Below are 23,461 nucleotides of genomic sequence, written 5' to 3'. Positions count from 1 at the left end.
CGGTTTGGAGTGGTCGCGCTGACGACCGGTCTACCCCACATTGCCGACATATGGGCGACGGGCCGTGACCAGAGCCTCGCGGGCGTCGCCGCCGCAAAAGCGACACGAAATGATTGCGCCATTGGGCGTCGTTAAACCATTGGTGTCAGCTCCCGTGACCTTCAAATATGGCCTTGTCGGCCTGCTCGTGATCATCGCTCCGTGCGCCCATGCACAATCGGACGACGAGATGGCAGCATGCGTCGATCGTTCGGACGGTGCTTCAAGCAGGATGCTGGATTGCGGTAAGACCGAGATCGATAAATGGGATGCGCGGTTGAACGCCGCATACCAGCTGCTGCTGCATCGAGAAAGCGGCGCAAGGCGGACGAAGCTGCAGGCAGAACAGTCTCGCGAGCGACCCGGACGCCGGCTCGGGGGCCTTCATGACCTCGCAGAGCTTCGAGTTGGATGACATCGCCAAGCGCACGCGTGAATTGGAACGCGCCCTTGGCAATGCACGCCAATCTGAATCGTCTCAACCACTGAGATGACCGCATCTGCAGGATGGTGGGGCCAACGGGTCCGCGCAGCGGGCGGCCGATGATAAACTCCGCTACACCCATCATCCCACCGCGCAGCACAAGGTTGATGGGTATCGCTTCGCTCCCCCGATCCTACGGAGCTGCGAACGTCCGCATCAGCCTCGGGAGCGGACAAACGAGGCGCACCTGGCCATGTCGGCCAAGGGCCGCCAGAACCGGACTTGTCTCGAACCGCTGCGCGATCTTGGCAAACGCCGCGGCCGGGGACAAGCCACGATCATGGCTGGCAGCCAGGATCGCGGGAGCGTTCTCTTTTGGCCGCCGCCGGTGTCTGGTCGTGACCGGCGGGAGGACGGGCGATGCAGGGATCCCTCGGCGAGAAGATCAACCAGGGCGGCACGGCGGACATCCACGCCTGGGCGCCAGGTCAGGTCGTAAAACTGTTCAAGGAAGGTTTTCCGCTGCGGCTCGGCCGGCAAGAGGCGCGGATGACCCGGGCAGTCTTCGCCGGCGGGCTGCCTGCGCCGGAAGTGTTCGGCGAGGTGACGCTCGACGGACGCTTCGGCATCGTGCTCGGCCGCCTCGACGGACCGACACTGCTGCAGCTCACGCGCAGCGGCGGCGTGACGTTCGCCCAGGCGGGCGCGATCCTCGCGTCCCTCGGCCTGTCCATTCACAGGATGGCGCCGCCGCCGGAGGCCATCGATCTGCGCCGCTGGATGGACAGCGCTTTCAGGCACTCGGGCGGCATCGTGCCCAAGCACATCGCCTCCGGCATCCGCGCGCTGATCGACCGCCTGCAGCAGCCGGGGGACGGGCTGTGCCATGGCGACATCCATCCCAACAACGTGATCATGACGACGGATGGTCCGCGGCTGATCGACTGGACCTTCTCGATCCGCGCGCCTGCAGCCCTCGATCATGGGCTCACTCACATCGGCTTGACCGAGTTTGCCCTCGACATCACCGACAATCCGCAGCGGCCGCTTGCGGTCAATGCGGCCGCGCAATCCGAATACGCGCGGCTGTCCGGCACGCCGATAGCGGCTCTGACGCAAGCGATGGAGACCTGGCTGCCGATCGCGATCGTCCGCTACTTCCTGATCATGGGCGGGCCGACAAGCGAGCGATGGCGGCGGATGATGCAGCGCGCCGAAGCGGCCCTGCGCCCGCAGGACTGAAGCGTTCATTGCGCGCGTAGCCGATAGCGACGGACCTCCGGTTCACATCGGAGAGCCGACGTTCCCGATGGTTATACAGATCGTCGGCTAAGGGCCCCAACACCAGACGCTTACGCAGCCTTGGAGCACCTACGCATCGCGATGTCCGGGACGAAGCTTATTCGCATCAACAACAGTCGCCCCCATGTGCTTGACGAACACCGCCTCCAGTAGCCTAAGTTCAGAACCATTGAGTTGGTCGGGATCGAGACCGTCCGCCGTTATGAGCCATCTGGCGAAGTCATCCTCCGCCACTGGTCCAATTTCTGGAATGAAGTCGGAGACGTGCAATCGCTTGCCATCCTTGACGCAGCCACACCAACCCAGCTTCACGCAGAATTCGTGCATCATCCCGTCAAAAGCATTCGGCCGTCCCATCCAAGGCTCCTAATACTACACCGATGGAGGATAGCCCATATTCATCCCCGGCGTCCGCAATGGTCACAAACCGATATCCTTGAGGCCGGATTGGATTTCCGCTTCGTCCCGAAGACAGGCATCCCAGATTTCGGTGAGTACCCGCCCCCTACTCGCCCCACTCTCGCGCCATGGTCGCGAGCGCGCAGCCTTCGCAGTAGCGGGCATCCTTGAAGTCGATCCAGTTGTGCGCATAGACGCGCTCGAGCGGAATGCCGTAGCGCGCGCGCAGCACCTTCACCAGCACGCGCCACGCGGCGATCTGGGCGTCGGTCGGGCCTTTGGTAACATCAGGAAAATTGCCGGCGAACTCGACGCCGATCGACGTGTCCTTGTTCACCTGGCGATAGGTCTTGCTGTTGTCGATGTACTTGTTGTCGTTGCGATCGGCGCCGTCGGTGTGGGTCGGAACGAGGTTGTCGGCGACCGCCCAATAGACCGTGCCGTCGGTTTCGACCCAGACCATGACGCCGCGCCTTGTCGGGTTCTTGTGCTGCGCCTCGGCGCCGTAGCGTGCCGAGCCGGTCGGTCCCTCGGTCTGGTGCACGATGATGTTGCGCCAGGGATGCGATTTGGCGACGTCGCCCCAGGGCGACAGCCAGACCATTTTCAAGCCGGGAATCTCGGGCGTGCCTTGCGACCGCGCAATCGCTGCGAGATCGGAGGTTTCGGCCAGGGCGGCGGAGGACAGGACGAGTGCAAGGAGCGCGGTGAGCAGGCGAGGCATCGGAAGGATCCAGTGTCATCCCTCGTTAGGCGGGATGGGTTTGGGTCGGATAGTGACCGCGGCGGCGCTGCGCTCCCTCGCCCCGTTCTTACGGGGAGAGGGTTGGGGTGAGGGGCCGCCTCCGCATATCCGGTGATAGCTGCGTTGCGGAGACTCCCCCTCACCCGGAACGCATCTCACGATGCGTTCCGACCTCTCCCCGCACGCGGGGCGAGGTGAAGTGGAGTCCGCGGCCCTATCGGAGTAACGTCATCATGCTTTAGCACGCTCAGGCGCGCTTGCGCAGGGTCGCCTCCAGCGCCTCGACCATCTCCGCCGGCAGCTTGGGCTCGTAGGCCGCGTAGCCGTTCTTGCCGCCCTTCTTGGCGTCGTAGAGCGCATGGTCGGCGGCGGCGATCAGGCGGTCGGGATGCATGCCGATCTCGCGGGCCCACTGCGCGACGCCGATCGATACCGCGATCGGAATGTCGTTGCCGGCGCACTGCTCGGCGTCGGCGCGGCAGACCTCCAGCACGCGGCGGGCGATCATCGCGCCCTCGCGCAGCGTCGAGGACGGCAGCACGATGCAGAACTCGTCGCCGCCGGTGCGGGCCAGCATGTCGCCCGGGCGAAGCCTGGTCTGCGCCATCAGCGTGAAGTGCTGCAGGCAGGCGTCGCCGGCGGCGTGGCCATGGGTGTCGTTGATGCCCTTGAAGCCGTCGAGGTCAATCACCAGCAGCGCGAATGCCTCGCCATTGCGGTCGGAGCGCGCGCATTCCTCGGTCAGCCGCTGCAGCAGATGACGGCGATTGCCGACGCCGGTGAGGTCGTCGAGCAGCGCGAGGTCGGCGACCTCGTTGCGCAGCCGGTCGATCGCCATCAGCAGGAAGCCGAAATTCAGCGCCATCGACAGGAACACCATCAGCAGGATCACCAGCGACTGGCCCGCACTGAAGCGAACGAAGGAATACTCGCCGGGCTGCAGCACGGCGCCGACCAGGCGCAGCGCGTAGATGGCGATCAGCACGGAAGAGACGATGCCGGCCAGCCGCGCGCCGGGGCTGACACGGCCGTTCTCGGGCGACAGCAGCAGCTTCAGCGTCAACGCCAGCGGCGTGACCTGCGCGACAGTGTAGACCAGGATGCGCAGCGGCATGCTGTCATAGGCAAAGATGAAGACGCCGAGGCCGATGAAGGCGAGCGCGGCTGACAGCGCGGTGCTGCGCCAGTCGGCCGGCTTGCCGTAGAACCGCTCGATCCCCATCGCGGCCAGGCCGGCGGCGAACACCATCAGCGTCCCCGCCGCAAGCAGCGGCAGCAGCGAGTCCGTCATCATGACACGGAGCATCGCGCTAGCCGCACCGGCGGAGGCGACGAAGGCGGAGGCGGTCCAGAACCGCGCGGCGCCGAAAGCTGGATAGCTGCGCGCGACATAGGCCCAGATCAGGCCGAGCGCGAGAAAATTGATAATGAATACCGTCCAAAGCGTCGGAACGCTCAACATCGCCCCTGTTCGAGACCCGTATCGGCCTCGCCTCTCCTGAAATGACCGTCCGCCCCTAGGGCGTTTCCCCGATGACAATCCCCGTTGTCTTGCCGACAGCATGCGGCCGCGCCGCTTAACGGACCGTCACCCGCCTCGCGTCAATCCGCGCTGTGGTTTTGAATTGATGAACACGCGCGCATCGACCGTTTGCGCATCGTTAAGCATGACCGATGCGACGACGCCGCGATCCGCGACACGCGCATACGTGCGAAAAAGCTGGCGAAAACACGTAACAGCTGTGGATAACACGATGACGGCGCCGTGACAGCACGCGGCAGCCGCCTCCGAATCTGCTGAGTTTGGTACTGAGGATGTTGCGAGGCTGGCCCTCCGCCAAGCATGCCTCGGAGTCGCGTTCAATCCATGAAACCTTGAGAGGATACTATGGCTAAGAAAGCGAAGAAGGCGAAGAAGGCGAAGGCGAAAAAGGCGACGAAGAAGAAGGCCGCCAAGAAGTAGCGAATTCCAGCCCGGGTAGCGGCTCCTGCCCTGCCCGGGCACCCGGACCGGGACGACCGGCCGCAACGACGCCAGCCGCGAATTCATCAACCCGAAATTCACCAGTCTTCAATCGATCGGCCCCCGGCAGGTGGAGCGCAAGGCAGCAGGCGCAAGGCCTGCTTTTTTATTGCCTCGATCAGGACCCGCGCGAATGCGCCGTCAGCGCTCCGCAAAGGCGAGCTTGGCGCCGAGCAGGGCAAAGCCCGCGGCAAAGCTGCGCCGTAGCCAGGCCATCACCTTCGGCCGGGTGATGACGCGGTCGCGGACCGACGCCGCGAACAGCCCGTAGACCGCGAACACCGCAAAGGTCATCGCCATGAACACGAAGCTGAGCTCGACCATCCGCGCCAGCGGATGCGACTCATCGACGGCGATGAACTGCGGCAGGAACGCCAGGAAGAAGATCGACAGCTTCGGATTGAGGATGTTGATCAGGATCGCGGTCACGATCACCCGCCCGCTCGAGCGCGGCTTGATCTCGGTATCGACGGCGAGCGCGCCGCGCTCTCGCAGCGCCTGCCAGGCCATGTAGAGCAGGTAGACCACGCCGCCCCATTTCAGCGCCGCAAACGCCATGGCGCTGGTGTGCAGGATGGCGGCAAGCCCGAGCATCGCCGCGATCATCTGCGGCACGATCCCGAGCGTACAGCCGAACGCCGCCGCCACGCTCGCCCGCGAGCCCCGGGTCAGCGCCACCGCGAGGGTATAGAGCACGCCAGTGCCGGGCGAAGCGACCACGATCAGGGTGGTCAGCAGGAACGACCAGGTCATTTCAAATCCTCAAGCCGACCACAGCCGGTCGGCCGTCGGAAGTATCACGGTGGCCGGGCGGGCGGAAGCAGCCGCCTTCGGTCTGCCATCCGCCCGTGCTGACAACTCCGTTACGAGGGTCTGTGCGACCCGCGGCCGGACAGCGCCGACGCCTTCGTCTCGGCGACCCGGATCACGTCGAGCGGCGCCCAGGGCTTGGACCAGAACTGGGTGCCCTCGGGCAGGCGCTGCCGCAGCGGCCTGCCCGAGGTGACGATCACATCGAGATCGGGCTTGTATTTCTTGGCGGCATAAGCGAGCTCGATGCCGGTCATGTTTCCGGCCAGCTCGACATCCGTCAGCATCAGCACGACATTGTCGCCATTGCTCCGCAGCACCAATTCTGCGGCCTCCGCGCTCTCGCAGCAAATGACCTCGAACTCGCCCTCCTCAAGCAGCAATTCGATCATCTCTCGCTGCAGCGGGTCGTCTTCGACAACCAGGGCCTTCGCACGACAGGGCCTCGACTGTCCCATGGCTGAATCTCCCTTGTTGATCGCGATTTTGAAAACGAGCAAAGGTTAAATGCCTAAAATGGCTGGATAGTTCGGTTCCAATTTGAGAAAGGTGAGGAAACCCGCCGTGTTCCCGCACGGCACGTTCCCCCTCCCCGAATGGAGCTGACCTGACATGACCGCGATCTCTGGATCCTCCGCCGCCGTGACCGGAGGCGCCAGCGGCATCGGCCGCGCGCTCGCGCAGGAACTCGCGCTGCGCGGCTGCGACCTCGCGATCGCCGATCGCGACGAGGCCGGGTTGCAGGCTGCCGCGGCCGAGATCGCCAAAGTGAGCCGGCGCAAGGTGACAGTGCATCGGCTCGACGTCAGCGAGCCCGGCCAGATCACGGACTTCGCGCAAGCCGCCGGCGCCGCGCATCCCGGGCTCAACATCGTCGTCAACAATGCCGGCGTCGCGCTGCTCGGCCAGTTCGGCGAGATCGAGCAGGCGCAGATGGAGTGGCTGTTCAACATCAATTTCTGGGGCGTGGTGCACGGCACCCGCGCCTTCCTGCCGCTGCTTTCGCGGCAGCGCGAGGCGCATATCGTCAACATCTCCTCGATCTTCGGCATCGTCGCCCCGCCCGGCCAGAGCGCCTATTGCGCGGCCAAGTTCGCGGTGCGCGGCTTCTCGGAAAGCCTGCGCCACGAGCTTGCGGTGGCGGGCAGCCCGATAAAACTCTCCGTCGTGCACCCGGGCGGCGTCGCCACCAACATCGCGCGCAACTCGCGCACCGGCACCGGCGTCACCGACAATGCCCGCCGCGTGCAATCGATCGAGCGTTTCGACGCGTTGGCCAGGACCACGCCGACCGCCGCCGCACAGCGCATCATCACCGGCATCGAGAAAAACCAGCCGCGCATCCTGATCGGCAACGACGCCCGCTTCATGGACCTGCTGCAACGCTTCCGCCCCGGGACCTACTGGAAGGTGCTGCAGCGGCAGATCGAGAAGGCGACTGCGAAGGTGGCGGGGGCGAAATGAGAGCGGTGGGTCACGCTTGTAGCCCGTCATCCCCGCGCAACGGCTTCGCCGTTGTCGCTGGAGGAGCGCGGAACGCGCGTCTCGAAGGATGCACGGCCCGGCTGGTGGCCGTCGACCCTTCGAGACGGCCGCGCTGCGGCCTCCTCAGGGTGACGGAAGCGGAGCAGGCTCCCTCCAATGCAGGGACCCATGCTCCGCAGCAGGCGTGGCGAGTGGGACTCGTCGTTCCGGCGTCGTGCAACAACCGAGATTCGTGGTTATGGGTCCCGGGTCAAGCCCGGGACGACACCGAGTATTTGGCGCGATCAGCGCACCTCACCCGCCCAGCTGCTTCTTCACCCCGAGCGCCAGACGAAACAGCGGATCGCTCCGCTCCGACGGATAGAGCGCGCTTCGCGTCACCTGCGGAAAATTGTCGTTCTTCCAGAACGACGGCGGCGCGAACGTGAATTTTGCGACCAGCCGCCGGCCGAAATCCATCTCGTAGGGGAAGTAGTTTTCCTTCTGCTCGGTGCCGGACATCTCGGGATATTCGCCGAGCAGATAGCCCTCCTGGATATGCGGCCGCACTGCCGACGGTGGGCAGACGCTGGAGAGGCGGACGATCTGGAGGCCGGCCTCGGCGCTCGCGGTGATCGCGGCGCTTAAGTTCGGCACACCCAGCACGTAGAGGAAGGCGGTGCCGGTCTCCGCCAGCGAGGCAAACGACGCGGCGATCCGGATCGAGTGGGTGACGTCGAGCAGCGGCGTGGTGCAGACCTCGTAATGCTGCAGGATCGACCAGCGCAGGATGCGATGCCGTTTCAGCCGCTCCAGCCCGAGCAGTTCTGCCTTCGCGTACTCCGCGATCAGGACCTGCTCGGCGCGCCGCAGCGCCTCGAACCGCTCGACCAGCGTCGCCTGATCGGGATTGCCGCGGCCGCCGCGAAACAATGTGGGTTTCAGCGACGAGTTACGCTTGATGTTTTTGAAGTCGGCGCCCTGGCCGCGAAACAGCAGCACATGGTCGCGGTTGAGGAACTGCAGCTCGGCGATCTTGGTGGCGAGCTCCAGATAGGAGCCGACCCGATGCCCCGGCCCTTCGCGCACCGCCGAATTCTTCGCGACCTGGCATCCGCGGCGATCGAAGAACGACCAGATCTTTTGGCTGCCGATCGTTTCCATGTGAACACCAGTCTCGTCATTCCGGGGCTCGCGAAGCGAGAGCCCGGAATCCATTTCTCAACACGTGATGCGGCTCGATGGATTCCGGGCTCGCGCTACGCGCGCCCTCAGATGCGCAATTGCGCATCGGGGAATGACGACCGTAGATGTGGCGCAGCCCTCACCGCCCCACAAGCTGATCGGCAAAATACCCGATGGTCTTGCGATAGATCACCGCCCTGTTCCACTCGCGCATCGCCTCGAAATTCGCGCTGCCTTCGCCATAGGGCGCACCCATCTTGAAGCCGTTCGAGTGCAGGAGGTTTGCGGTCGAGGCCAGCACGTCGGGTACCGAGTGGCGCAGATCGACATGGCCGTCGCCGTCGAAATCGACGCCATACTTGATGTAGGACGACGGCAAAAATTGCGTTTGGCCGATCTCGCCGGCATAGGCGCCGATCATGTCATTGAGACGGAGGTCGCCGCGTTGCAGGATCTTGAGCGCGGCCAGCAGCTCGCCCTGGAACAGGTCGGTGCGGCGGCAATCATGCGCCAGCGTGGCGAGCACGCGGAACACCGGCAGCTTGCCCATGTCGCCCTTGCCGAAATCGGTCTCCAGCCCCCAGATCGCGACCAGGATCTGGCGCGGCACGCCGTATTGCTGCTCGATCTTCGACAGCAGCGCCGCATGACGCTGCAACATGGCACGGCCGCCATTGATGCGTCCGGCGCCGACGCGGGTTGCGACATATTGCTCGAAGGTCTTGTTGAAGGTGTAGCGCTGCCGCCGGTCGAAGGCGAGCACCCCGCCATCCTGCTGCACGCCGCCAAGCGCCTGCGAGATCACGTCCTGCTGAATGCCGGCCGCAGCCGCCTCCTGCGAGAACGACTGGACGAAGGCCGGAAAACTGCCGCCGCAGCGGGCGGCATAGGAGGGGGTGGCAAGCAGCAAGGCGCCGAACACAACCGCCAAACGACACCTGAGCATGCAAACATCCCTCCTGCTTCGAATGGCCGATCATGCCACGGAGGAAACGAGGCAGTCAAAGCGTCGGGACGGACATCCAACCTTCTGCGTCATCTCAACCGTCCGCCTCGTGGTCGGCGCATGATACCGGTGGCAATCAGTCGCGACAGCTCGCCGTCCAGAGACGCAGTACAGACACGCCACTCCATCAGTAACTCAAAGCCGCCAGCGCAAGCGAATTGTTGACAAGTCTGCGGCGAGCTTGACCACCTCAGATTCGTCATTCAGTTTCCCGTCACTCTTTACGCGTTCAAGTTCGCTAGCCTGCTAGTAGAGCTTGTGTCGGGCGCTTCGCCAGACAATCCGGTATTGTTAAGGCTTATCGGTAGGAACAAGTCCGGCGAGCTTATCTCTCGTCGCCTTCGCTCCTCGCCCTCCGGGACGATAAGCACGCCAAACTTGTTCCTACCTTTAAGGGTAAAGAGCCCCTTGGTTGCTGAGCTTCGAGTTCTCTATGATGATCTAAGACTCGATGGAGTAAGGGTATTACGTCCATCGAAATTCATGTTCTTGTGCGGTGGATACATCGCGAGAGAAGAAAACGCTAAACCAGTCAATCTGCGAGACTATCTCTTTCGCGTAAGACAGATCGCAAACAGGTACAACATCGTTCTAGCGGAGAAAGCAACACAGCTGTTCCGTGACAGCGACTACGGTGATCTGATCTCCTTCGAAGAAGACATCGCTAGAATCGCTGCGGTCGTGCTTGTGATCGCGGAAAGCCCCGGATCATTGGCCGAGTTGGGAGCATTCACGGCTAACGACACGATACGCAACGCTTTGCGGGTCGTCGTTCAGCAGCAGCACGACACAGCTGAGTCTTTCGTTCGCTTTGGACCTATCGAGCGAATAAAGAGAACCAGGCGAGCGAACTTGGGCGAGAGAGGAAGAGATTGATTTCTTCAATGCTCCATAGATCATCGAAGGAGCTACTGAATCAGATCGAGCGCAGCCGCTTGAAAGGACTGCTAGGCTTTTGTGTTGCCAATGAACCTGCTTTCCTCGGGAGGATGCGACTGAAGTATGGCGATCAAGTCGTTGATTCTGCCTTACGATTTCACGCGCCCAAGCGGAGTGAAATGCTTCAGGTTGGGTAAAAGCCAACCTCGGTCGCGTAAGGATGGCACGCGATCCGCAACTTTCCGACCTCGTGCATCGGCACTGGCATTCTCGCGCCATCGGCTGCGGCGCATTGACCAAGTCAACCGGCGTTGCCGCTCATCACGGGCGCAGCGCGACGGAGTTGTGCAGATTTCCCTCAATCCCTGAGCTGACGTTCCAGGTTGACGAAATCGATCTCCGCCCAGCGTTCGGTGATCTTGCCGTCCCTGATCCGCCAGAACGTCATGCCGCGGAATTCGACGTGACGGCCGGTTGGTTGAATGCCGCGCCACGGGCTGCGGTGGCGGCCGCGCCAGACGAAGCGGCCGGCGACGATGTCGCGCTCGGCCACCAGGCATTCGGCCACCGCCGACAGCTCGGCGAAGGTCTCGTGCATCGCAGTCGAATGCGCGATCACCTCCTCCGCGCTCATCCGCTTGCCTGCGGCATGATCGAAGAAGTCGGACGCCAGCTGCGCGCGGATCGCATCGGGATCGAGGCGATTGGTCACGGCGTCGTAATGCGCGAGCACGAGCGCCTTGTTGGCGTCGAGGGTGGCGTTGGACATCGGCGATCGGCTTTCAAAAGAAAAGTTGTAGAAAGCGAAGGATGCGCCTCTTACGCGAATCGGGCGGGATGGTGCAAGTGACGATGGTCAGAAAAAAGCCGGCTTTCGACCCGCGCGCGTTTCGGCGCAGAAGCGAAAGGCGGTTGCCGCAGGATCGCGGCGGCTTTCGCATGCGGATGCCTTTCACCACCGCTCCCGATACCTGCGCAACGCGAATGGTCGAGCCGCTCTGCGCGCCGGCGGTAACATCATCCGACGGCACGAGGATGCAAGCGGTGGCGTGGCGTGCGGCGACGCACCGCACCGGAGCAGTTGCTGGACGCGATGCGTGAACGCCGAAGGCGCTCGCCGCGACCAAGAAGCACGAACCCGGCTCGCCGGTTCCGCTGCTCTGCGCAATCTTCGGCCGTGTCTTGTTCAAGCAAAGGCGCGCCGCTAAAGCCAAGCCGACGGCAACGACGCCGTCATGTGGGGGACGCCATCCGATGATGCGTTTTGAGATGAGGATGTGCTGCTGATGAAACTCGCCGGGGGTTTCGCACGCGCGCGCAGGGCCGCGGCATCGTTCAGCATCATCCTCGCGTTCGGCGCTGTTCTGACCGGACCGATCGACAATGCCGCCGCGCAAGACGCCCGCACCAGGCGTGCGCCGGCGCAAGTCGCCGGCAGCACGCAGGCGATCACCGCGCAGATCAAGAATGCCATCCTGGTGATGCGCGGCGGCAAGATCGATGCCGGCCATGCGCAGCTCATTGCCGCGCTCGACGCCGCCGATCGGCTCGACGACGCGCAGTTCGTCATGGAGCAGTATTACGAGGCGACCGCTGCGCTGCGCGCAGTCAAGCGCGACGACCTCGCCGAGAAGCTGTTCGTGCGCGCCTTCCAGACCAAGGCTTCGGTGCAAAGGCCGCCCGGCAATGCCGATGTGCTGTTGGAATACGCCATCCTGCTCTCCGACCACGCCAGGATCGCCGAAGCCGTGCCGCTCTACATGAAGGGGATCGCGGCCTTCAACGCCTATTGGGGCGAAGGCTCCGAGGAATCGCTGATCGCCAACGACAAGCTCGCGGTGGCGCTGTCGACCAGCGGCTCGGCGGCGTCGGCGACGAATTTGGGCCGGCACAATTTCGAGCTGTCGGAGAAGGCGCTTGGGCCCGACCACCGCACCACCTGGAAGCTCGCCAACAACTATGCCGACTCGCTGCGCGAGATCGGCGCGCCGGCGAAGGCGCTCGAGCTCGATCTGTTCGCGATCGAGAAGCGCGCCAAGCATTATGGCGAGAACCATCTCAACACGTTGGTGTCGGTCAACAATACCGGGCAGGACTTCCTCGCTCTCGGACGCTTCGACGACGCCCGCCGCTATTTCCGCCGGCATCGCGCAATCGCGACCGCGATGGCGCCGAAGGACCCGAGCTTCGCCGGCCAGGCCGATGCCTGGCTGTTCTACACCGACATGCTCGCCGCCGGCGACGCCGCAATGCCGCCGGCCGATCTGGCGCGGCTGGAGGCGATCGTCGCCAATGAGGAGAACTTTGCGGATTTCCTGCGCGTCAAGGCCGCGGTGCTCGCCGCCGGCCAGCACGAGCGGCGCGGCGAGCCCGAAAGGGGCATGCGGCTGCGCGAGACGGCGCTGGCGATCTCGACCAAGGCCTTCACCGCGCAGCATCCGCTCAGTTTCGAGATCAAGCTCGGCATCGCCGTTGCATTGATCGCAACCGATCCGAACCGCGCGGTGCAGAACTTCACCGCGCTCGACCGCGAGATGTTCGATGGATGAAGCGCGAGGTCGGCACGGCGGGCGATCGCGCCGTCGCGGAAGCGATCCGCGCCCATGCCGACCATCTGCTGTTCGCGTTCGGCCGCTTCGCCACCGGGGCCGGGTCCGCGGTGGCGCAGCCGGCGTTTGCCGCCGCCGTGCTGCGCTGGAAGACGCTCGGCGGCGGCGACGACACCGCGCTGCGCCAGTTCGAGACGCAGGTCGCCGGCAAGGACGAGGAGACCGCGACACTGGTGCGCGCGGCGCTGCGGCTCAACGGCGAGAAGCAGGAGCTGTTCTCGTCGGGCAATATCGATGACTGGGCGCGATCGGTGTGGGGGCGGCAGGACGCGGCAGAGAAGGCGCTGACCAAGCGGCTCGATGCGATCGGCGTCAAGCTGCCGCAAGAGCCGATCCGGCCATCGCAGCTGCTGGCGCCGCAGGAAGCCATCGTCAACTACTTCATCACACGACAGTGGAAGGCGGATCGCCAGTCGAAGGAGCCGCTTGCGGCAACCGTGCTCCACGCCATCGTCGAGACCGCCACGAGCGAGCCGCGCGTGGTCGATCTCGGCGATCCCGGCCGCATGGTCGACACCGGGGTGCGCACCGAGATCGCGCGGCTGCGGACGATGCGGGCCACGGCGCCTGATCCCGGCGCCAAGGTGCCTGACGCCAGGTCGCTCGACCTCAAGAGTCGCTTCCAGAACCTGCACGCGCGGCTGTTCGCGCCGCTGGAGCCGATGCTCAAGGACAAGTCCACGCTCTATGTGGTGCCGGACGGCTTCCTGTTTGCCGTGCCGTTCTCGCTGCTGGCAGGCGCCGACGGCGGCCTGCTGGAGGACCGCATTACGATCCGGATGCTGACGAGCCCCGATGCGCTGATCGCGATCCATACGCGCGAGACGCTCGACCAGCACGGCGCGATGCTGCTGGCCGGCGGCATCGCATACGGCGAGCCCGGGCCGATGCCCCTGCCCGGCACGAAAACCGAGATCGAGGCGATCGCAAAGCTCGCCCGCGCGCGCGGCGCGCCGGTCGAGATGATGAGCGGGCGCGACGTCAGCGAAGCTGCACTGCGCCAGACGATCGGCAAGGCCCGCATCGCGCATCTGGCGACGCACGGCTTCTATCACGACAGCACGGCGGGAGGCCTCGACACGCTCTGGCAGAGCGGCATCGTGCTGTCGGGCGCCGGCGACAGCCGCTGGCCGCTGCGCGACGAGAAGGACGGCTATCTCTATGCCTTCGAATTGATGGACTGGGACCTGTCGGGGCTCGACCTCCTGGTGCTGTCGGCCTGTGAGACCGGCCGCGGCGACGAGAGCTTCGTCAGCGGCCTGCGCGGCCTGCCGACCGCGCTCGGCATCGCCGGCGTGCGGCGCGCGCTGTTGACATTGTGGCCGGTCGCCGACGAAGGCACCGCGAACTTCACCGTGCGCTTCTACGAGCATCTGGCCGCGGGCCTGACCTATTCGGATGCATTGCGCCGGACCAAGCGCGATGCGCGCGACGGCAAGGTTGCGGGCGCAAGGGACCCCGGCGTGTGGGCGGCGTTCGTGCTGTTCGAGGGCTGAGGCGTATATGTCGTTGATGTGACCGGACGGGTGCCGCGACGGCATCGCCGCCCGAACTGCGCCCGACGTTGCGCAAGGGCTGTGCGCAACCTGATCGCGCAGGGCAGACCGGCGCAAGGGGGCGGCGATTTGCTTTGACAGCCGCGCGCCGATCAGGGACAAGCCGCGCATGCCGAAAAAACCCGGGACCAATCCCAAAGGCGAATTCGCCTTCTTCAACGTCTTCTATGAGGACGGCTCGCAGCGCTCCAACCGCCGCGTACCCTCGGAGCTCTTGGGCGGGCTCGACGGCGACGAGCCGGTGCGCGCCTTCCTGCGCGAGCAGGACCGCGAGATCGCCGAAAAGGGCGGCCGCCCGCCGCTCGAGATCAAGACCATCGAGCGCGTCGGCGCGAAGAAGAAGTAGCGGCGCGAGGCTTTCGCGCCTCGTCAACAGCGGAGCAAGCGGCACCCCTCTCCCGCCCCTCCCCCGCAAGGGGGGAGGGAGCCATCCGCCGGTGCGTCCCTTACATTTTGCGAACGATATGCGACGCGCGCCAGCGCGCGGCGCGCTGTGGCACGCCTGAGCAAGAAGCGACGTAAGGCGAGCACACGGGACAGGCTCCTCCCCCCTTGCCGGGGAGGGTTGGGAGAGGGTGGCCGCGGGCGCTGGCGTGAGTTTGTCGCGGTCTGTCTACAAACAAAAACGGCGGGCATCGGCCCGCCGTTCTTGTTTCGATGAATACCGATCGTATCAGTTGTCGAGGAACGACCGCAGCTTCCGCGACCGCGACGGGTGCTTCAGCTTGCGCAGCGCCTTGGCTTCGATCTGGCGGATGCGCTCTCTCGTCACCGAGAACTGCTGGCCGACTTCTTCCAGCGTGTGATCGGTGTTCATGCCGATGCCGAAGCGCATGCGCAGCACGCGCTCTTCGCGCGGGGTGAGCGAGGCCAAGACGCGCGTGGTGGTCTCGCGCAGATTGGACTGGATCGCCGCATCGATCGGCAGGATCGCGTTCTTGTCCTCGATGAAATCGCCGAGATGCGAATCCTCTTCGTCACCCACCGGCGTCTCGAGCGACAGCGGCTCCTTGGCGATCTTGAGGACCTTGCGAACCTTCTCCAGGGGCATGCCGAGCTTCTCGGCGAGCTCTTCCGGGGTCGGCTCGCGGCCGATCTCGTTCAGCATCTGGCGCGAGGTGCGGACGATCTTGTTGATCGTCTCGATCATGTGCACGGGGATGCGGATGGTGCGGGCCTGGTCGGCGATCGAACGGGTGATCGCCTGCCGGATCCACCAGGTGGCGTAGGTCGAGAACTTGTAGCCGCGGCGATACTCGAACTTATCGACCGCCTTCATCAGGCCGATATTGCCTTCCTGGATCAGGTCGAGGAACTGGAGGCCGCGGTTGGTGTACTTCTTGGCGATCGAGATCACGAGACGGAGGTTGGCTTCCACCATCTCCTTCTTGGCCTGACGGGCCTCGCGCTCGCCCTTCTGCACGCCGTGCACGATCTTGCGGAATTCGCCGATCTCGAGCCCGGTGAGCGCCGCCAGCGACTGGATCTCGTGGCGAAGGTCCTTGATGCGGTCCTTCTCGTGATGGACGAAGTTCTTCCAGCCCTTGGCCGAGAGCTTCGAGACACGGTTGAGCCAGCGCGGATCGAGCTCCGAGCCCTGGTAGTTGCGCAGGAAGTCCTCGCGCGCGACGCCGTGGCTGTCGCCGAGGCGCAGCAGGCGGCCCTCGAAGGAAACCAGCTTCTTGTTGATGTCGTAGAGCTGCTCGACCAGTGAATCGATGCGGGCCTGGTTGAGGCGCAGCGACTTCACCTCGACGATGATCTCGTCCTTCAGCTTCTTGTACTTGCGCTCCTGCGAGGGCGACAGCGACTCGCTCTGCAGCTGGTTGGCAATGTCCTGCTCCTGCAGGCGGCGCAGCTTCTTGTACTCGGATGCGATCTTGTCGAAGGTCTCGACCACCTTCGGCTTCAGCTCGGCCTCGATGGCGGCGAGCGACATCTGGTTCTCGAACTCGTCGTCGTCCATGTCGCCTTCGGCGGCGGCCTCGCCCGGATCCTTCTCCTCGCCCCCGGCTTCGCCACCGGCGGGCGCGGCGCGGAACGGGGTCGGCGACGGCGGCGCTGCGGGCGGCGCGACATGTGCCGGCGCGCCGGCCTGCACGTCACCGCCATTGGCTTCAGCGGCGGCGCCTTCGGCACCGTTGTTGCCGATCAGGTTCGGATTGATGCCGCCCTTCGACTCCGGGCCGGCATAGGTGGCTTCGAGATCGATGATGTCGCGGAGGAAGATCTTTCCTTCGTTGAGCTCGTCGCGCCAGATGATGATGGCCTGGAAGGTCAGCGGGCTTTCGCAGAGGCCCGCGATCATCGCCTCGCGGCCGGCCTCGATGCGCTTTGCGATCGCGATTTCGCCCTCGCGCGACAGCAGCTCGACGGTGCCCATCTCGCGCAGATACATGCGCACGGGATCGTCGGTGCGCTCGCCGGGCTCCGACTTCTTGACCTCGGTGACGGCCTTCTGCGTGACCTCGACGAGCTCGTTATCGGTCTCGTCGTCGCCGTCGTCCTTCTCGTCCTCGCCTTCGCTATCGTCGGCTTCGGTGACGTTGATGCCCATGTCCGACAGCATCGACATGATGTCTTCGATCTGTTCGGGCGACGTCGTGTCGGAAGGCAGCACTTCGTTGAGCTGATCGAAGGTCACGAAGCCGCGCTTCTTGGCCTGCTTGATCATCTTCTTCACCGCGGCATCCGACAGGTCGAGCAACGGCGACGGCGCGTCAGCGGCATCCTTCTCAGGAGCATCCGCTGCCTTGTCGTCTTTTTCCTTGTCCTTAACCTGCAGCGTCTTTGCCTTGGTGGCCATTCACTAAGCTCCCGAAACGCGGTCGTGCAAAATGGCGCCACGCGCGCACTTCGCACAATTTCACCTGATCAACTCTCGACGCGCAAAGGGCGGCGCAATTTTCGCCACCCCTTTGAGCCGTCTCGACGGTTTCCATTCTGAAATAGCCGCGAGGCTATTAAGTTTCGCTTAACCCTGTTTTTGCAGCCAAACCATGGATTTGGCGAGTCTTTTTGCGGGTTCGGCCAGCGCCGTCCGCAGCATTTTTGTTATCAGACATTACGCTGGAACCGGCCCGATAATTCGCCGAACCCTTCAATCAGGGCTTCGGTCCCATCGGCTTCTGCCATCCGGGCCTGGATATCCTGCAACCATGCCAGATTGGCCTCGCTGGAGTCTTCAGCCAAAGCCGCTTCCGCATCTTTTCTTTCCCTAAGTAAGGCGTGGGTTTTCTGATGCAAGGCAACGAGTTGACGCCAGGTCGATAAAACATCCTCGCGCGCGGCGCCGATCTGCGCCCCCCACACCGCCTGGGTTGTGATCGCCTTCTCAACCCTTTGAAGAATCTGCGATAATCCGCCCGCTTCGAGGTCGGCCCGCATCTTCTCGGCCTGCTCCTCGACGTCAGGGGAATGGTGATGGTCGTGGGCAAAGGCCGCGATAATGGCGGCCCTGAGCTTGTGCGCCTCGGGATGGGCAAGCTCGAGGGCTGCCACCTCCTCGAGATGGTCGTGCAGCAGCCAGGGGTGATTGATCAGGGATTGCAGGATCAGGGCCTCGCGGCGCGAGATCGCGCTGCGCTGGCCGCGCATGATCGGGCTGTTGGCGAGCTGGGGGCTCGCGGCCTGATAGGGACCCCGTGGAATCCCGGGGGTGGCGCCGCCCTTGGCGCCAAACCGGCCACCCTGGGACGGCCCGCGGGGGGCAAACTGGCGGGGTGATTCGCCGCCACGGCCGCCGCCGAAATTGCCCCCGCCGTAACCGCCACCGCGGCCATAACCGCCGCGGCCGCCCTCCGGGGCGAAGTTGCGTTGCAGCCGCTCCTGCAGGTCCTGCCGGTAATAGCGGCGCACCACCTCGTCGCGGATGCCGTTGGTCATCTCGCCTATCCGCGCCTCCAGCGCGGCGCGGCGCTCGGGCGTGTCGAAATTGCCGCCCTCGATCTCGCGCGACCAGATCATGTCGGCGAGCGGACGCGCCGCCGAGATCACCTCCTCGATCGCGCCGCGGCCGCCGGAGCGGGCGAGATCGTCGGGATCCTGGCCTTCCGGCAGCAGCGCGATACGCAGGCTCTTGCCCGGCTTGAGCTGCGGCAATGCAAGGTCGGCAGCACGATACGCCGCCTTCTGCCCGGCGCGGTCGCCGTCGAAGCAGAGGATCGGCTCGTCCACCATTTTCCAGAGCAGGCCGAGCTGATTCTCGGTCAGCGCGGTGCCGAGTGGCGCGACGGCGCCGGGAAAGCCCGACGTCACCATCGCAATAACATCGACATAGCCTTCGACGACGATCAGCTGCGCGCCGTCATGCGCGGCCTGCCGCGCCGTGAACAGGTTGTAGAGATTGTCGCCCTTGTGAAACAGCGTGGTTTCCGGCGAATTCAGGTACTTCGCGGGGACGTCCTTCTCCAGCGCGCGGCCGCCGAACGCGATAACGCGGCCGCGGCCATCCGTGATCGGAAACATGACGCGGTCGCGGAAACGATCGAACGGCACCGGCTTGTCCTCGCCGGACACCAGCAGCCCCGCCTCCACCATGTCCTCGGTGGAGATTCCCAACGCGCCCAGATGCTCCTTCAGTGCGAAGCGATCCGGCGGTGCGTAGCCCATCCGGAACTGGAGCTGGGTCGCCGGCGAGATGCTGCGGTCGGCGAGGTAGCCGCGGGCCTTGGCGCCGTTGCGCGAGGCCAGCGTGTCGGCGAAGAATTTTGTCGCCAGTTCCATCACGTCATGCAGGGTGCGGCGATGCTGCTCGTGCCGTGCCGCATCGGGCGTCACGGCCGGCAGCGACACACCCGCCATCGCCGCCAGGCGTTCCACCGCCTCGGGGAATGTCACGCCCTCGGTCTTCATCAGGAAGTCGAAGATGTTGCCGTTCAGCCCGGAGGAGAAGTCAAACCAGGCCTGCTTCTGGTCGTTGACGAAGAACGACGGCGTCTTCTCCTGCTGGAACGGTGACAGACCCTTCCACTCTCGCCCGGCCTTCTTGAGCTTGACGCGCCTGCCCACGACTTCCGAGACCGGAAGCCGGGCGCGCAGTTCATCAAGGAATTCGGGCGTGAAACGCATCAGTTAGGATTCTGGGCTCGGGCGGCGAATCGCGGACAACCGGTTAGCCATATAGCGGCACGACCAAGCATGCCGAACAATGTGGGGCTTTTCCGGGCTATTCACAGGCCCGGTCTGTCATGGCTCCGTCGAGCGGGCTACCCCCGAATCCACGGTGGAGAGCTTGCGCGGCAAGCTTGCTCCCTTCCCGGTTCCGGGATTGGATAGGCCATGTTCACGACATTCCGAGGCGGACAGAGCGGCGGCTGGCAGGTCACGTCCATCACGCGGGTGAAGGGCGAGACGCTGCCGAAGGTTGCCGCGCTGTCGATCGTTGCGAGCGAGGCGATCGCGCTGCCGCTGCTGCCGGCGCAGACCTCCTGGCGGCTTGCCGGCGTTGCCAGCCATCTGCGCTACACCGAGAAGGAGGAGCGCGAGAAACTCGCCGCCGTGCAGTCCGGGCTCGGCCGCAGCGAGGCAACGCACGCGGCGCTGATCCCGATCCGAAAATCCGCGGCATGGTGGGAGCTGACGCAGGAGGAGCGCCGCAAGATCTTCGAGGACAAGTCGCACCACATCGCCGGCACGCTGAAATTCCTCCCCGCCATCGCCCGCCAGCTGTTTCACGCCCGCGACCTCGGCATGCCCTTCGACTTCCTGACGTGGTTCGAATTCGCGCCCGACCATGCGAGCCTGTTCGACGAGCTGGTCGCCATGCTGCGCGCGACCGAGGAATGGAGCTTCGTTGAGCGCGAGGTCGACATCCGCGTCGAGCGGGAAATTTGACGCAGCTAGTGCTCGAGAAACTTCCCTGATGCGATCCGCGGCAGTTCGGTGACCGGCCAGTTGTAGAGATAGGTCCACGCCTGGCTCGCGCTGCCGTCGGCGCGCGTGACCTCGAGCATCTCGCGGAGATATTCGGTCGGCGGAGGAAAGCCCTCGCCGCAGGCCTCGTACATGTCGAATTCACGCAGCATGGCCTCGCGCTCGCGCAAGCGGAACAATTCACCGTGCACGATATCGGCGGGATCGTCCGACACGACGAGGCCCGGATAGTGCTTCACGAGGTAGAGCCGGCCGCGGCACTGCGCCGGCCCGAGGAATTCGGCGTTGCCCGTGAGCAGCTTCGCCATCGGATGGTCGAAGCCGCGCATCAACGTGCCGTAGACGAAGAGGAGATCGGAGATCATTGATACCTGGTCATTCCGGGGCGATGCGAAGTATCGAACCCGGAATCTCGAGATTCCGGGTCTGGCGCTAGCGCACCATCCCGCAATGACAGAAAAAGTCGAAGGATGCTAGGCCACCACCTCGTCGGTCACCACCACGAACTTCGCCAGCGTCATGCGGCCGAAGCTCGTGGTCAGCGCAACGTCGGCAGCGTCGCGGCCGGTCGCCATCAGGATGCGGCCGATCCGCGGCGTGTTGTGGCGGGCGTCGAAGGTGTACCACTGGCCCGACAGATAGACCTCGAACCAGCCGGAAAAGTCCATCGGCGCGGGATCCGGCGGCACGCCGATGTCGCCGAGATAGCCGGTGCAGTAGCGCGCCGGAATGCCCATGCAGCGGCAGAAGGTGAGCGCCAGATGCGCGAAGTCGCGGCAGACGCCGGTGCGGCTTTCATAGACGTCGTGCGCCGACTTCATGTGATGGGCATGCTGGTAGCCGAACGTCACATGGTGATGCACGAAATCGGTGATCGCCTGCACCCGCGCCCAGCCGGGCTGCGAGTTGCCGAACAGCGACCAGGCGATGTCGGTCAGCTTGTCGGTCTCGCAATAGCGGCTCGGCATCAGATAGAGCAGCATGTCATCGGGCAACTGCTCGACCGGCAGCTGCTGCGCCGCCGGATTGACGATGTCGGGCAATCCGGAATCGCGCACCAGCGCGTTGCCGCGGAAGGTGACGCCGCCGGCTGGCGCAACCAGACGCCCACAGACATTGCCAAAGCCGTCGCGATAGAGGCCGATCGGGACATCCGGCTCGGTCGAAATACTCTCGGTGCCGACGATGTCGGCGTAGCGGGAGGGATGGATCGACAGCATGATCACCATCGGGGTCGGCTGCGCCGCCGTGTATGTGATCTCGAAGCCGACCCTGATCTGCATCGTCAGGCCGTCTCCCGCTCCGCCACGCTCTCGCCGACCGAGACGACCTTGATGTCGACATCCATCGCGAGATAAGCATCCGCGGCGCCGAGATAGACGCCATGCAGCGGAACCGCCTGGCGCGGATCGCGCGCCACCGCGACGCGAATCAGATCGCAGGTGCCGACGATGCCGTTGGTCGGATCGAACTCGATCCAGCCTGCGCTCGGCAGATAGACCTGCACCCAGGCGTGGGTCGAGCCGCCGCCGACATAGCCATGCGCGCTGCCGGGGGGCATCGCGAGATAGCCGGAGACGAAGCGCGCGGCGATTCCGAGCCGGCGCAGCGCCTCGATCATGAACAGCGCATAGTCGCGGCAGGTGCCGGACTTCGTGCGCAGCGTATCGAGCGGATGCTGGGTGCCCTGCTCATAACGCTTGCGATAGCTGAACGCCTCGCGAATGCCATGGGTCATTTCGCTGAGGATCTTGAAAGTCAGCGTCGGCGCCTCGACATCGAGGAAGCTCCGCGCCCAGGCCGACAGCTCGCCGTTCGGATCGCCATATTGCGGCGTGATGAACTGCTGCAGATCCGGGAATTCCTCATCATCGTAGAGAAACGGATAGAAGTACGCAGGATCGTCCGGCGTCAGCGCGAACGTATCGGCCGGATTATGCTCCACCGTCGCGGTAGAGACAAAGGACAGCGTGTCGGCGCGTTCGTCGAAGGCGGCGATCGCCACGCTGTTGCCGAACACGTCGTGAATCCAGCGCAGCGACATCGGCTGCGGATCGATCACAAGCGCACTGTCGAGCACGCGCAGATCATGCCCATCGCGGGGGCGCAGCATGATGCGGTGCTCGCCGAACGCCACCGGGCGCACGTAGCGATAAACGGTCTTGTGATGGATAGTCAGGAGCGGCATCTTCAAACAATCATCGTGATTCCGGACGGTATAATCTATAGAGAAAGCTGCTCGATTCCAAACCAGCATGCCGCTTGAATAGGCAAAGTTGAGGAAAAAGGCCCTTGAATTACGGCGGTGGTCCATCGCTTCTGCTCGCGAGCACCGATGTTTCACCGGTTCTTGAACGTAATGCTGTCGGCCGCTCACCGTTCCTATTCACCTGCGATCACTTCGGCAGGCGGATTCCCTCCCCGCTCGGCGATCTCGGCCTGCCCGAAACCGAGCTCGAGCGGCACATCGCCTGCGACATCGGTATCGCCGGCGTCGCAACCCAGCTCTCCGACCTGCTCGGCGCGCATCTGATCGCGCAGCGCTACTCGCGGCTCGTGATCGACTGCAACCGTCCGCCGCATGTCGCAAGCTCGGTGCCGCTGATCAGCGAAGCCACCACGGTGCCGGGCAATGAAGGCCTGTCGCGCGAAGCCGCCGAGATGCGGCGCGCGCAGATCTTCGATCCCTATCATCAGCGCATCGAGGAGGTCATCAACGAACGTGCGCGACAAGGCATGCCGACGGTGCTGGTGTCGCTGCACAGCTTCACACCGGTCTATGCCGGCATCGCCCGCCCCTGGCACATCGGCACACTCTACCACCGCGACACGATGCTGCCGCCGCGGCTGCTGAAGCATCTGCGCAGCGAAGGCGATCTCGTGGTCGGCGACAACGAGCCTTATGCGGTCAGCGACGAGACCGACTACACGATCCCCGTGCATGGCGAGAAACGCGGCCTGATGAATTCGGGCATCGAGATCCGCCAGGACCTGATCTCCGACCAGGCCGGCGAGACGGGGTGGGCCGAGCGGCTGGCGCGCATCCTCGGCGAGATCGAGACGACCTTGCGCGCGGAAGCGCTGATCTAGGGCATACGACGGCCACCGCTTCACCTCGCCCCGCATGCGGGGAGAGGCCGGATCGC

At 64.5% G+C, this 23,461-nt stretch carries 23 protein-coding genes; 9 read left to right on the top strand and 14 right to left on the bottom strand.

Going from position 1 to position 23,461, the window contains the following annotated elements; genetic code table 11:
* The first annotated feature begins 154 nt into the window (after window positions 1–154).
* Entirely contained in the window at window positions 155–454 is a 300-nt protein-coding gene (locus FNJ47_RS53900; protein ID WP_347341657.1) for a lysozyme inhibitor LprI family protein, read from the top strand.
* Window positions 455–883: 429 nt separating this feature from the next.
* On the top strand, window positions 884–1,705 hold the full coding sequence (locus FNJ47_RS11610) for a phosphotransferase (RefSeq protein ID WP_163153207.1): 822 nt from the start codon (window positions 884–886) through the stop codon (window positions 1,703–1,705).
* A gap of 129 nt (window positions 1,706–1,834) precedes the next feature.
* Here the strand turns inward: FNJ47_RS11610 and FNJ47_RS11605 are convergent, their stop codons facing one another.
* The 5 genes from FNJ47_RS11605 to FNJ47_RS11585 form a co-directional block, all read right to left on the bottom strand.
* Window positions 1,835–2,122 (bottom strand): hypothetical protein, encoded by a 288-nt coding sequence (locus FNJ47_RS11605; protein WP_163153206.1) that lies wholly within the window; start codon window positions 2,120–2,122, stop codon window positions 1,835–1,837.
* 148 nt (window positions 2,123–2,270) lie between these two features.
* Entirely contained in the window at window positions 2,271–2,888 is a 618-nt protein-coding gene (locus tag FNJ47_RS11600; RefSeq protein WP_165445645.1) for a peptidoglycan recognition protein family protein, read from the bottom strand.
* 268 nt (window positions 2,889–3,156) lie between these two features.
* Window positions 3,157–4,371, bottom strand: coding sequence for a GGDEF domain-containing protein (locus tag FNJ47_RS11595; RefSeq protein ID WP_163153205.1), 1,215 nt, complete (start codon window positions 4,369–4,371; stop codon window positions 3,157–3,159).
* A 702-nt stretch (window positions 4,372–5,073) separates the two neighbouring features.
* Complete coding sequence (locus tag FNJ47_RS11590; RefSeq protein WP_163153204.1) at window positions 5,074–5,685, bottom strand: LysE family translocator; 612 nt, start codon at window positions 5,683–5,685, stop codon at window positions 5,074–5,076.
* A 110-nt stretch (window positions 5,686–5,795) separates the two neighbouring features.
* Complete coding sequence (locus FNJ47_RS11585) at window positions 5,796–6,200, bottom strand: response regulator (RefSeq protein WP_163153203.1); 405 nt, start codon at window positions 6,198–6,200, stop codon at window positions 5,796–5,798.
* Window positions 6,201–6,354: 154 nt separating this feature from the next.
* Between FNJ47_RS11585 and FNJ47_RS11580 the strand changes: the two genes are divergently transcribed.
* A complete protein-coding gene (locus FNJ47_RS11580; RefSeq protein ID WP_163153202.1) occupies window positions 6,355–7,206 on the top strand; it encodes an SDR family NAD(P)-dependent oxidoreductase in 852 nt (283 codons plus the stop codon).
* A gap of 315 nt (window positions 7,207–7,521) precedes the next feature.
* Here the strand turns inward: FNJ47_RS11580 and FNJ47_RS11575 are convergent, their stop codons facing one another.
* Window positions 7,522–8,370, bottom strand: a complete 849-nt coding sequence (locus FNJ47_RS11575) for an FRG domain-containing protein (RefSeq protein WP_163153201.1) — start codon at window positions 8,368–8,370, stop codon at window positions 7,522–7,524.
* Between the two features lie 160 nt (window positions 8,371–8,530).
* Window positions 8,531–9,337, bottom strand: a complete 807-nt coding sequence (locus tag FNJ47_RS11570; RefSeq protein WP_163153200.1) for a lytic murein transglycosylase — start codon at window positions 9,335–9,337, stop codon at window positions 8,531–8,533.
* Window positions 9,338–9,805: 468 nt separating this feature from the next.
* On the opposite strand from FNJ47_RS11570, the gene FNJ47_RS11565 reads away from it, so the two are divergent.
* Window positions 9,806–10,273 (top strand): retron St85 family effector protein, encoded by a 468-nt coding sequence (locus FNJ47_RS11565; protein ID WP_163153199.1) that lies wholly within the window; start codon window positions 9,806–9,808, stop codon window positions 10,271–10,273.
* A 361-nt stretch (window positions 10,274–10,634) separates the two neighbouring features.
* Here the strand turns inward: FNJ47_RS11565 and FNJ47_RS11560 are convergent, their stop codons facing one another.
* Together FNJ47_RS11560 and FNJ47_RS11555 are read right to left on the bottom strand one after the other, a co-directional pair.
* A complete protein-coding gene (locus FNJ47_RS11560; protein ID WP_163153198.1) occupies window positions 10,635–11,045 on the bottom strand; it encodes an ester cyclase in 411 nt (136 codons plus the stop codon).
* Between the two features lie 13 nt (window positions 11,046–11,058).
* On the bottom strand, window positions 11,059–11,466 hold the full coding sequence (locus FNJ47_RS11555; protein WP_163153197.1) for a hypothetical protein: 408 nt from the start codon (window positions 11,464–11,466) through the stop codon (window positions 11,059–11,061).
* Between the two features lie 96 nt (window positions 11,467–11,562).
* On the opposite strand from FNJ47_RS11555, the gene FNJ47_RS11550 reads away from it, so the two are divergent.
* The 3 genes from FNJ47_RS11550 to FNJ47_RS11540 all read left to right on the top strand — a co-directional run bounded on the left by FNJ47_RS11550 (window position 11,563) and on the right by FNJ47_RS11540 (window position 14,787).
* Window positions 11,563–12,825, top strand: a complete 1,263-nt coding sequence (locus tag FNJ47_RS11550) for a tetratricopeptide repeat protein (RefSeq protein ID WP_163153196.1) — start codon at window positions 11,563–11,565, stop codon at window positions 12,823–12,825.
* Window positions 12,822–14,381, top strand: coding sequence for a CHAT domain-containing protein (locus FNJ47_RS11545; RefSeq protein ID WP_163153195.1), 1,560 nt, complete (start codon window positions 12,822–12,824; stop codon window positions 14,379–14,381). The genes FNJ47_RS11550 and FNJ47_RS11545 overlap by 4 nt, the downstream gene beginning before the upstream one ends.
* 169 nt (window positions 14,382–14,550) lie before the next feature.
* Window positions 14,551–14,787 (top strand): hypothetical protein, encoded by a 237-nt coding sequence (locus tag FNJ47_RS11540; protein ID WP_024581032.1) that lies wholly within the window; start codon window positions 14,551–14,553, stop codon window positions 14,785–14,787.
* 327 nt (window positions 14,788–15,114) lie between these two features.
* On the opposite strand, the gene rpoD is transcribed toward FNJ47_RS11540, so the two are convergent.
* The gene (gene rpoD / locus FNJ47_RS11535) at window positions 15,115–17,247 is read right to left on the bottom strand and encodes an RNA polymerase sigma factor RpoD (RefSeq protein WP_163153194.1); all 2,133 of its coding nucleotides are present in this window, start codon (window positions 17,245–17,247) and stop codon (window positions 15,115–15,117) included.
* 251 nt (window positions 17,248–17,498) lie between these two features.
* The gene (dnaG, locus tag FNJ47_RS11530; RefSeq protein WP_163153193.1) at window positions 17,499–19,511 is read right to left on the bottom strand and encodes a DNA primase; all 2,013 of its coding nucleotides are present in this window, start codon (window positions 19,509–19,511) and stop codon (window positions 17,499–17,501) included.
* A 210-nt stretch (window positions 19,512–19,721) separates the two neighbouring features.
* Here dnaG and FNJ47_RS11525 point away from each other — a divergent pair, with 210 nt between their 5' ends.
* Window positions 19,722–20,276, top strand: coding sequence for a chlorite dismutase family protein (locus tag FNJ47_RS11525; protein ID WP_163153192.1), 555 nt, complete (start codon window positions 19,722–19,724; stop codon window positions 20,274–20,276).
* A gap of 5 nt (window positions 20,277–20,281) precedes the next feature.
* On the opposite strand, the gene FNJ47_RS11520 is transcribed toward FNJ47_RS11525, so the two are convergent.
* The 3 genes from FNJ47_RS11520 to FNJ47_RS11510 all read right to left on the bottom strand — a co-directional run bounded on the left by FNJ47_RS11520 (window position 20,282) and on the right by FNJ47_RS11510 (window position 22,503).
* Window positions 20,282–20,680, bottom strand: a complete 399-nt coding sequence (locus FNJ47_RS11520; RefSeq protein ID WP_163153191.1) for a gamma-glutamylcyclotransferase family protein — start codon at window positions 20,678–20,680, stop codon at window positions 20,282–20,284.
* Window positions 20,681–20,788: 108 nt separating this feature from the next.
* Complete coding sequence (locus tag FNJ47_RS11515) at window positions 20,789–21,598, bottom strand: transglutaminase-like domain-containing protein (protein ID WP_163153190.1); 810 nt, start codon at window positions 21,596–21,598, stop codon at window positions 20,789–20,791.
* A 2-nt stretch (window positions 21,599–21,600) separates the two neighbouring features.
* A complete protein-coding gene (locus FNJ47_RS11510; protein WP_163153189.1) occupies window positions 21,601–22,503 on the bottom strand; it encodes a transglutaminase family protein in 903 nt (300 codons plus the stop codon).
* Between the two features lie 104 nt (window positions 22,504–22,607).
* On the opposite strand from FNJ47_RS11510, the gene FNJ47_RS11505 reads away from it, so the two are divergent.
* Window positions 22,608–23,405, top strand: coding sequence for an N-formylglutamate amidohydrolase (locus tag FNJ47_RS11505; protein WP_163153188.1), 798 nt, complete (start codon window positions 22,608–22,610; stop codon window positions 23,403–23,405).
* The last annotated feature ends 56 nt before the right edge of the window (window positions 23,406–23,461 follow it).

It is taken from the genome of Bradyrhizobium uaiense, from assembly GCF_010811875.1.
Taxonomy (GTDB): Bacteria; Pseudomonadota; Alphaproteobacteria; order Rhizobiales; family Xanthobacteraceae; genus Bradyrhizobium; species Bradyrhizobium uaiense.
Note: the sequence above shows the minus strand (reverse complement) of the source record. Positions and strands in the feature narration are given on the sequence as shown.